This window comes from Citrobacter sp. Cm046, from assembly GCF_030333065.1.
Classification (GTDB): Bacteria; Pseudomonadota; Gammaproteobacteria; order Enterobacterales; family Enterobacteriaceae; genus Citrobacter; species Citrobacter murliniae.
In genome coordinates this window covers 407193-417667 of sequence record NZ_JAOWGP010000030.1, presented here as the reverse complement: position 1 = coordinate 417667, position 10475 = coordinate 407193, and the positions used below count along the sequence as shown (strand labels likewise).

9 protein-coding genes are annotated in these 10475 nt (G+C 50.4%); 2 read left to right on the top strand and 7 right to left on the bottom strand.

What is annotated here, in order from left to right; genetic code table 11:
* The first annotated feature begins 186 nt into the window (after positions 1–186).
* Both OGX98_RS03615 and mdtD read left to right on the top strand, forming a co-directional pair.
* Positions 187–891: a FadR/GntR family transcriptional regulator gene (locus OGX98_RS03615; RefSeq protein ID WP_045449039.1), complete on the top strand. Its 705-nt coding sequence runs from the start codon at positions 187–189 to the stop codon at positions 889–891.
* A 3-nt stretch (positions 892–894) separates the two neighbouring features.
* The gene (gene mdtD / locus OGX98_RS03610) at positions 895–2322 is read left to right on the top strand and encodes a multidrug transporter subunit MdtD (protein WP_286594834.1); all 1428 of its coding nucleotides are present in this window, start codon (positions 895–897) and stop codon (positions 2320–2322) included.
* On the opposite strand, the gene rbsR is transcribed toward mdtD, so the two are convergent.
* The 7 genes from rbsR to kup all read right to left on the bottom strand — a co-directional run bounded on the left by rbsR (position 2288) and on the right by kup (position 10228).
* Positions 2288–3280, bottom strand: a complete 993-nt coding sequence (rbsR, locus tag OGX98_RS03605) for a ribose operon transcriptional repressor RbsR (RefSeq protein WP_136345351.1) — start codon at positions 3278–3280, stop codon at positions 2288–2290. The genes mdtD and rbsR overlap by 35 nt on opposite strands.
* A 3-nt stretch (positions 3281–3283) precedes the next feature.
* Positions 3284–4210, bottom strand: coding sequence for a ribokinase (gene rbsK, locus OGX98_RS03600; protein ID WP_048223241.1), 927 nt, complete (start codon positions 4208–4210; stop codon positions 3284–3286).
* Between the two features lie 137 nt (positions 4211–4347).
* Positions 4348–5238 carry a ribose ABC transporter substrate-binding protein RbsB gene (gene rbsB, locus OGX98_RS03595; RefSeq protein WP_003023760.1) on the bottom strand — a complete coding sequence of 297 codons (891 nt, stop codon included), beginning with the start codon at positions 5236–5238 and terminating at the stop codon, positions 4348–4350.
* A 24-nt stretch (positions 5239–5262) separates the two neighbouring features.
* A complete protein-coding gene (rbsC, locus tag OGX98_RS03590) occupies positions 5263–6228 on the bottom strand; it encodes a ribose ABC transporter permease (RefSeq protein ID WP_045449027.1) in 966 nt (321 codons plus the stop codon).
* A gap of 5 nt (positions 6229–6233) precedes the next feature.
* Positions 6234–7739: a ribose ABC transporter ATP-binding protein RbsA gene (gene rbsA, locus OGX98_RS03585; protein ID WP_048223238.1), complete on the bottom strand. Its 1506-nt coding sequence runs from the start codon at positions 7737–7739 to the stop codon at positions 6234–6236.
* A gap of 7 nt (positions 7740–7746) precedes the next feature.
* A complete protein-coding gene (gene rbsD / locus OGX98_RS03580; RefSeq protein WP_045449025.1) occupies positions 7747–8166 on the bottom strand; it encodes a D-ribose pyranase in 420 nt (139 codons plus the stop codon).
* A gap of 193 nt (positions 8167–8359) precedes the next feature.
* Positions 8360–10228: a low affinity potassium transporter Kup gene (kup, locus tag OGX98_RS03575; protein WP_048223237.1), complete on the bottom strand. Its 1869-nt coding sequence runs from the start codon at positions 10226–10228 to the stop codon at positions 8360–8362.
* Between the last annotated feature and the right edge of the window lie 247 nt (positions 10229–10475).

Sequence of the window (10475 nt, the reverse complement as noted above, 5' to 3'; positions counted from 1 at the left end):
GGCGCATTATAGGGAGTTATTTCAGGCTGACAAGGGGAAATTTAAAATAACTTTCTGAGTGCGTGTTTTTTCACCAAAACCGTCATTAACATGCCATAAAATAAGCAATTTGCCGTTTTTGCAACCGCAATCACACTTCCTGATGGCATACTAATGAATAAGAGAAAGACTTAAGGAAGAACATTCATGCCTTTAAATGCCCAACAGTTAGCTGCACAGAAGAACCTTTCCTATGTTCTGGCTGAAAAGCTGGCTCAACGAATATTAAAAGGTCAGTACGCACCGGGTGCAATCCTACCAGGCGAAATTGAGCTGGGTGACCAGTTTGGCGTGAGTCGCACGGCGGTAAGAGAGGCGGTAAAAACATTAACGGCAAAAGGTATGGTATTACCACGCCCCCGGATTGGCACACGAGTGATGCCGCAGGCAAACTGGAATTTCCTCGACCAGGAGCTGCTTACCTGGTGGATGACGGAAGATAATTTCCCTCAGGTCATCAAACATTTTCTGGTGATGCGCATTAGCCTGGAGCCCCAGGCCTGTTTACTAGCTGCAACCATAGGTACGGCAGAACAGAAGGCACATCTGAATACATTAATGGAAGAGATGGTCGAGCTGAAAAGAAACTTTAAGCGTGAACGCTGGATTGAAGTTGATATCGCCTGGCATGAGCACATCTATGAGATGAGTGCGAATCCATTCCTGATATCCTTTGCATCGTTGTTCCATTCTGTCTACCAGACCTATTTTACCTCTATTACCTATAACGATGTGGTAAAGCTGGATTTGCATCAGGCCATTGTCGATGCAATAGAGGATAGTGATGGCGATCGCGCCTTCACTGCCTGTCAGGCATTACTGATAGCGCCGAACGAACTCCCGGATAAATAATCTATGGCAGAAAAGAAATCGCGCAGTATGGCCGGGTTGCCATGGATAGCAGCCATGGCCTTTTTTATGCAGGCATTAGACGCCACCATCCTCAATACCGCCTTACCCGCAATAGCACAAAGCCTGAACCGCTCCCCACTTGCCATGCAGTCTGCCATTATCAGTTATACCCTGACTGTTGCGATGTTGATCCCAGTGAGTGGATGGCTGGCAGACCGCTTCGGCACCCGGCGCGTATTTATGATCGCCGTTAGTCTCTTTACCCTGGGTTCACTTGCCTGTGCGCTATCTGGTTCATTAACCGAACTGGTGATATTTCGTGTTATACAAGGCATTGGTGGCGCAATGATGATGCCTGTTGCCCGCCTGGCACTGCTTCGTGCCTATCCACGTAGTGAACTTCTTCCCGTCCTTAACTTCGTGACCATGCCTGGACTTGTGGGGCCGATTTTAGGTCCAGTACTGGGTGGCGTGCTGGTCACGTGGGCCAGTTGGCACTGGATCTTCCTGATTAATATTCCCATTGGCATAGCAGGTATCTTTTATGCCCGCAAATATATGCCTAACTTCACCACGCCGCGCCGCGGTTTTGATATGACCGGTTTCCTTCTCTTTGGCCTGAGTCTGGTGCTGTTTTCCAGCGGCGTTGAGCTGTTCGGTGAGAAGCTGGTCGCCAGCTGGATTGCCCTAAGTATTATTCTCGGCAGCATTTTGTTACTGCTCGCCTACATTCGCCACGCGCGCCGTCATCCGACACCGCTAATATCGCTGCCAATCTTTAAGACGCGAACCTTTTCCGTCGGTATCGCGGGAAACCTGGCGACTCGTCTGGGTACAGGATGCGTTCCCTTCTTAATGCCGCTGATGTTGCAGGTAGGATTTGGTTATCCGGCGCTGATTGCCGGTTGCATGATGGTGCCGACGGCGCTGGGATCAATTCTGGCTAAATCGATGGTGACGCAGGTACTGCGTCGCCTTGGCTACAGAACTACACTGGTCGGCATTACGGTGTTTATCGGCCTGATGATTGCGCAGTTCTCATTGCAATCCCCAGCAATGCCAGTATGGATGCTGATCCTGCCATTGTTCATTTTAGGCATGGCGATGTCCACCCAGTTTACCTCGATGAATACGATTACCCTCGCGGACCTGACCGATGATAATGCCAGTAGCGGAAACAGCGTGTTAGCCGTCACTCAGCAATTGTCGATCAGTTTAGGAGTGGCAATCAGCGCCGCCGTGCTGCGTATATATGAAGACATTGAAGGAACCAATACGGTCGAACAGTTCCACTATACCTTTATTACCATGGGCGCTATCACGGTGGTTTCGGCGCTGATGTTTATGCTGCTAAAAACCAAAGATGGTCGCAATTTAATCAAAGACCGGCATAAGCCTAAGCCGAGCCCCGCGCCATCAGAACAGGAGTAAGCTGCAATCGCTGTTGCTGCAATGCGGGCTGTGCCATACGGTGGATCAACACATCTATGGCCAGTTCGCCCAATTCATCTTTCGGTTGATGAATCGTCGTAAGCGGCGGCGTCATATAGCGAGCCAGCTCAATATCATCATAACCCACCACCGCCATATCCTGCGGGATACGCAATCCTGATTGATACAGAGCCTGATACGCACCGACTGCCATCGCATCATTTCCCGTGAAAACGGCCTGCGGTCGTTGTTTATGCGACAGCAGCGTTTGCATGGCTGAAAATCCACCGCCAAACTCGAAATCGCCGGTAATCTCATAACCTTCCGGGATAGCTAATCCTGCCCGCTGCATTGCTGCCCGATACCCTTCCAGGCGCAAACGCGCCGGTGTTTTATCCAGAGGTCCGGTAATACAGGCAATGCGTGTAAACCCTTTTTCGATGAGATGCTGCGTGGCTAAATCCCCGCCCAACAAGGAATTATCCTGAATCAGGTCACTTTCACCATCAAAGGGGGACCAGTCCATCATCACAGTAGGAATAGAAGGATAACGCTGCATGATCTCTCTGGATGGCTGATGTGTTTCCGTGCAGAGCAGCAGTAAACCGTCCACCCGCTTTTGCATCAACGTTTCCAGATTACGATTCATACGCTGTTCATCACCTTCGGTATTGCACAACACCAGACTGTAGCCCCGCTCAAAACAGCTGCGTTCAACACCGCGAACCAGTTCAGAATAAAAGGGATTGGTACTGGCAGTGATTAACATGCCTATGGTGTGGGTCTGATTTAACTTGAGGCTACGCGCCAGCGCGGAAGGCGCGTAGTTAAGCTCTTTAATCGCAGCGTCAACTTTATCGGTGATAGCCTCACTGACAAAGCGATCTTTATTGATGACGTGAGAAACCGTCGACGTGGAAACACCCGCAAGGCGGGCAACGTCCTTCATTGTAGCCAAGCGTTACCTCTGCTGTAAAAACGCCTCTATTTCTTCGCGCCACGGAACGGAAGGCTGTGCGCCTTTACGCGTTACCGCAATCGCCGCAGCCGCATGCGCAAAGCGAATCGCTTCTGGCAACGGAGTCTCTTCCAGTAAGGCTGTGATTAACGCGCCGTTAAAAGTGTCTCCGGCCGCGATGGTATCTACGGCATCCACTTTGAAACCGGGAACTCGACTACCTTTACCGTTCACGCTGGCCCATACACCACGACTACCTAAGGTAATCAGTACGGTGTGAATACCCTTTGCATGCAACGCCTGCGCTGCTTTAGCCGCATCATCATCATTTTCTACACGGATCCCTGTCAGCTTTTCAGCCTCGGTTTCATTTGGGGTAATGATGTCCACCAGCGCCAGCAGCTCGTCAGAAAGTTCACGCGCCGGAGCCGGGTTAAGCGCTACCGTCGTATTGTTTTGATGCGCAATCTTTGCTGCGGTCAGCACGCTTTCGATCGGCGACTCTAATTGCATCAGTAGTGCCGATGCCTGGGCAATGCGATCACGCTGAGCTTCCACCAGCGCAGGCGAAAGCGCAGCATTCGCTCCGGCATGAATACCGATGACGTTCTCACCTTCACCATTAACAAAAATCAGCGCCACGCCGGTCGATTCCCCCTGAATCACGCTAATGGGAGCAATATCGATGTTATCACTGGCTAATTGCTTGCGAACACTTTCACCAATATCGTCGTCACCTGTACAGGCAATAAACGCGATATTCGCGCCACTACGACCCGCAGCAACTGCCTGATTCGCGCCTTTTCCACCAAATGCCACCTGATAATGGCTACCGGTTACGGTTTCACCAGGAGTGGGGAAGGATTTAAGGTTAAGGATGTGATCGGCATTAATACTGCCAAGAACAACGAGGTTGCCTGCGGTTTTCATGTTCGGAATTCCAAGTCAAAGTGCGCCACCGGGTTAGGGTGGCGCGTGCCCTGCTTTTCTTTTTACGCTTTCATCTTCAAATTGATGATGATGGCGTATTTATGTCGCCATCAGGCCGCGAGCGACCTGAATCGCTATTACTGCTTGATGACCAGCTTCAGGTCAACCGGATATTTAGCCTGAACTTTCTCGCCTTTCAGTACTTTATCCGCAGTTTCAACGCCTTTCGCGCCAATCTGATCCGGTAACTGAGCGATAGTCGCAGCCAGTTTGCCATCATTTACCGCTTTTTCGCCATCTGGCGTGCCGTCAAATCCAACCACCATCACATCAGATTTACCGGCAGTTTGCAGTGCACGCAGCGCGCCAAGTGCCATTTCATCGTTCTGGGCAAATACAGCCTGCACATCAGGGTGAGCAGTCAGCAGGTTCTGCATAACGTTCAGACCTTTGGTACGGTCGAAGTCTGCCGGCTGGCTGGCCAGTACATTAAATTTGTGTGCCGCAACGGCCTGCTGGAAACCTTCGCCACGCTCACGGGCCGCAGAAGTTCCGGCAATACCCTGCAGTTCAATAACTTTCGCGCCTTCACCCGCTTTTTTCGCGATGTAATCGCCAGCAATTTTACCGCCCAGCACGTTGTCTGACGCAATGTGGCTCACAACCTCACCTTTAGACGCTACGCGGTCCAGGGTAATTACCGGGATTTTCGCCTGGTTAGCCATCTTCACGGCGTTACCGACGGCATCGGAGTCAGTCGGGTTAATAAGCAGAATTTTAGTACCGCGAACTGTTAAATCCTGAACGTTCGCCAGCTCTTTCGCCGGGTTATTCTGCGAATCCAGAATCACCAGGTTGTAGCCCAGTTTATCCGCTTCTTTTTGCGCCCCATCCTTCAGAGAGACAAAGAACGGGTTGTTGAGCGTGGAGACCACCAGCGCAATGGTATCTTTTGCCATCGCATTCGCACTCACAGTGGCGCTCAGCGCGACAGCAGAAACCAGGGTAGCCAGTTTTTTCATGTTCATATTTAAGATGTCCTGTAGTCGTTATTACTGCTTTTTGTTGTCTACCAGTACCGCCAGCAAAATCACCACAGCTTTGACGATCATCTGGTAATAGGAGGAAACACCTAACAAATTCAAACCATTATTGAGGAAGCCAAGAATTAATGCGCCGATCAGCGTCCCAACAATGCGTCCTTTACCGCCAGCCAGGCTGGTACCGCCTAATACGACCGCGGCGATAGCATCCAGCTCATAACCAGTTCCTGCCGTTGGTTGAGCAGATGAAAGACGCGCAACTTCGATGATGCCCGCCAGCGATGCCAGCAGCCCACAAAGTGAATAAACAATAATTTTGATTTTACTGACGCTGATGCCTGACAGGCGCGTCGCCGCTTCGTTACCGCCCAGCGCATAGATATAGCGACCAAGGCGAGTATGATGAAGCATGTACCACGCAGCGAGGAAGACAATCCCCATAATCCACACTGGCGTTGGGATCCCCAGAGGACGGCCAATACCAAACCAACCGAAGACATCGGCATTATCGGTAAATCCGGTATTAACGGGGCTACCGTTGGTATACACCATGGTCACACCGCGCAGCAGCAACATCATCACCAACGTAGCGATGAACGCCTGTACGCGGCCTTTCGCGACAATCACTCCGGTCACCGCACCAATAGCAGCACCTAACGCCAGAGCAGCCGCAACAGCCACCAGCGCGTTAACCTCAATCCCGACAATGGAAGCAGCAACCGCACCGGTAAGCGCCAGCAGGGAACCGACTGACAGATCGATACCCGACGTCAAGATCACCAACGTCATGCCGACAGCCATAATGGCGTTAACTGACGTTTGCTGGAGAATGTTAAACAGGTTATTTACGGTAAAAAAGTTGGGACTCATAGTGGAAACAATCGCGATCAGCACCAACAGAGCGATGAGCGACTTTTGCTCCAGAAGCCATGCTTTGGTGAAATAACGGCGACCAGAAACAGCCTGGGTAGTCATCTTTTTTACTCCTGATTCACGCGATTAAGCTTGCCTACAGCGGCAGCCATTAATACTTCCTGAGTGGCCTGCTCGCGAGTGAACTCACCGCCAAGATGCCCTTCATGCATGACGATAATTCGATCGCTCATGCCCAATACTTCTGGCATCTCCGAGGAGACCAGAATGATACTTAGCCCATCAGCCTTAAACTGATTGATAAGCTGATAAATCTCTTTCTTAGCCCCGACATCCACGCCACGCGTTGGTTCATCGAGGATCAGCACTTTTGGCCGGGTCATCAACCCGCGCGCAATCGCTACTTTCTGCTGATTGCCGCCGGAGAGCAGACCAATGGCCTGTTCCATTGATGGCGTTTTCACATTGAACAGACGGATAAAATCATCCACCGCCTGCTGCTCATCTTTATGTTTCAGGCTTCCGCCCGCGCGACTGAAATAACGCAGCGCCGTCAGCGACATGTTCTCTTTAACCGACATACCCAGCACTAAGCCATCGCGCTTACGGTCTTCAGAAATATAGACGATACCGTTAGCCAGCCCATCCTGCGGAGAACGGGTGACAACCTCATGTCCGTCAAGCGTGACGTAACCGCTGGAGCGAGGTAACGCGCCGTACAGCACTTTCATCAGTTCGGTACGCCCAGCGCCCATCAGTCCTGATACGCCAAGGATCTCTCCTTTACGCAGGGTGAATGAAACGTCATTAACCCCAGGACCGCACAGATTATCGACCTTCAGACGCACATCGCCTGGTGCTTTATCCAGACGTGGATACTGATCTTCCAGCTTTCGCCCCACCATCATTTCAATCAGCGAGTCTTCAGTAAGCGTTGCAACTTCACGTTCAGCAATAAACTGTCCATCGCGAAAAACGGTCACGTCATCGCAGATCTCGAAGATCTCTTTCATGCGGTGGGAGATATAGACAATGCCGCGCCCCTGCAACTTAAGCTCGCGGATCACGCGGAACAAAGACTCAGTTTCGGTATCGGTCAGCGCATCCGTCGGTTCATCCATAATGATGACTCTGGATTCAAAGCTCAGCACTTTGGCAATTTCTACCATCTGCTGATCGCCAATTGACAGCTCCCCCACCAGCCTGTCGCTTTTAAAACGCAGATTGAGTTTGGCTAGCAGCAGGTCGGCTTCGGCGTACATCTTCTTCCAGTCAATTTTGCCAAAGCGATTTACAAACTCACGGCCAAGAAAAATGTTCTCAGCAATAGTGAGTTGTGGGATCAGGTTTAGCTCCTGGTGAATGATGCCAATCCCGGCCTCCTGAGAGGATTTAGGACCGTTAAAGGTGGTTTCTTTACCCAACCATAATAAAGAACCGGCATCACGGGTATAGATACCGGTCAGGACTTTCATCATGGTGGATTTACCCGCGCCGTTTTCTCCCACCAGCGCCATGACGCGGCCTGGGTAGACATTTAACGCGGCGCCGGATAGCGCTTTGACGCCCGGGAACGCTTTATCGATCCCTTTGAGTTGCAGTAATGCGTTCATGATGGCCTCAGAACGTGACGCCAGCACAAAGAATGATATTCGCATACGGAGAACATTCTCCGCTGCGAATTACCGCCTGACTGTCTGCGGTCTGTTTTTTGAATTGTTCATGCGTGGTGTAACGAATTTCAATGGTATTTCCCTGGTGTTGTTGCAGTTGCTCAATGTGGTTGAGCAACGTTTCGTGGAGTTGCGGATTATGTTGTTTAATTTCCGTCGCGAGAATGGCCGCCTCGACCTGCATTTCACGAGTAACCACATCCAGTACCTGCATAAAAGAAGGTACGCCCTGGGTTAATGCCATATCAATACGCGTTGTGCTGTTCGGAATGGGTAAACCTGCATCACATACTACCAGCGTATCGGTATGCCCCAGACGGGAGATCACCGATGAAATTTCAGAGTTGAGTACTGCGCCTTTCTTCATTTTCTTTCCCCACTAGCGAAACGTTTCGCTGAGAATAATTTTAGTCTGAAGGATGCACAGAAAACCACCACGACGTTACGAAAATGTGATCGCCATCGAAACGTTTCGCAAGCCGTATCATTTGACGAAAAGAAAATTGCGATGATGAAAACAAAACCCCCTCTTTCATTATGAAATAGGGGGGGCAGTTGCATTAAATCTCGACCTGAGTACCGAGTTCAATAACCCGGTTCGGCGGGATCTCAAACTGGTCTGGTGCGCGTAGCGCATTGCGTTGCAGCAGAAGATACAACTTACCGCGCAGGCGTAAATACCAAGGCCGTTTACCCACGATTAGCGACTCGTGCGACATGAAGAAAGATGTTTCCATCATCCGACAGCTAAGTCCTTCCAGACCACAGCGATGGAATACTTCTTCTACATTAGGCGTTTCACGCCAACCATAACTGGCAACCACGCGCCAGAAGGTGGGCGACAGCTGCTCAATTTGCACCCTACGCACATTATGAACATACGGCGCATCTTCCGTTCGTAGCGTCAGCAGGATCACACGCTCATGCAGCACTTTGTTATGTTTTAAGTTATGTAGAAGCGCAAACGGGATAACATTTAGCGCTCGCGACATATACACGGCCGTTCCCGGCACACGTACCGGTGGTGATTTCTCCAGGGAAGCAATCATCGCTTCCAGAGAGTTACCGTGTTCATGCATGCGACGTAACAGACGGAAGCGTTCACTCTTCCAGGTCGTCATAATGGTGAACATCACCAGACCGAGCGAAAGTGGCAGCCAGCCGCCAGAAATCAGTTTATCGAGGTTCGCAGAGAACAGCGGAATATCGATGCACAGGAACGCCACCAGAATCAGGAAAACGAAGTATTTATTCCAGTGCCAGTTTTTACGCGCCACAGTGGTCGACAGAATAGAAGTCAGTACCATCGTTCCCGTTACCGCAATACCGTACGCGGCAGCCAAATTGCTGGAATGCTCAAAGCTCACAATGACAATCACCACCGCAAAGTAGAGCATCCAGTTTACAAAAGGAATATAGATCTGACCCGATTCCATTTCGGAGGTATGGATAATACGCATAGGTGATAAATATCCCAAACGTACGGCCTGACGTGTCAGAGAGAATACGCCGGAAATGACCGCCTGTGAGGCGATAACCGTTGCCAATGCAGCAAGGATCAACAGTGGAATTAACGCCCAGTCAGGCGCCAACAGGAAGAACGGGTTTTTGATCGCTTCAGGATGTTTTAACAGCAACGCTCCTTGACCAAAATAGTTTAGCACCAGCGAAGGCAAAACGACCGAGAACCAGGCCAGACGAATAGGCAACTTACCAAAGTGGCCCATATCGGCATACAGCGCTTCAACACCGGTGATTGACAGAACCACAGCGCCCAATGCGATGAATGACAACGTTTTGAATTCCAAGAAGAAATGCACTGCCCAGTAAGGATTCAGCGCTTGCAGTACTTCCGGGTTCGCAATAATACTGCGCACGCCTAATACGGCCAGAACCAGGAACCAAAGCAGCATAATGGGAGCAAACAGCTTACCCACCATCCCGGTACCGTGTTTTTGAATTAAAAACAGCAGGGTAAGTACGATAATGGATAGCGGGACTATCCAGGTATCAAGCTGTGGGGCTATGATTTCCAGGCCTTCAATCGCCGACATCACCGAAATGGCCGGGGTAATCACCACCTCACCATAGAAGAAGCTGCCACCAATCAACCCCATAATGACCAGCATTGACGTTGTTCGCGCCGACGTATTGCGCCCGGCCAACGACATCAACGTCAGGATCCCACCTTCACCGGCATTATCCGCACGCATGACAAACGTCAGATACTTAATAGAGACAACAAAGATCAGTAGCCAGAAAATCAGCGAGAGAAAACCAAACACGGCATCACGTTCAACACCAAAGCCGAACTGGCCGGACAAACATTCACGAAGTGTATAAAGCGGGCTGGTACCGATATCACCGTAGACAACCCCAATGGCTGCGAGAGTAATCGCAGACAATGATTGCTTATTATCAGTGCTCATAGACTAGTCTTTCGTTTATACACGTCATCCTTCAAACTACTCCGCGTTGGCAGCACTCCCCCGGTAACTTACAAATGTAAGCTCAGAAGGTTCACTCCTTTGCCGCCTTGATGCAGCCTGAATGATTTAGTGTATATATATATGAAATGTGTGCGTAGTCCCTTGGCCCACAAAAAGGCGCACAGTATGCACGATTAATCGCAAAATCGTACCCCTAAATGAGACCAGATTAATCTGGCTCAAAGAA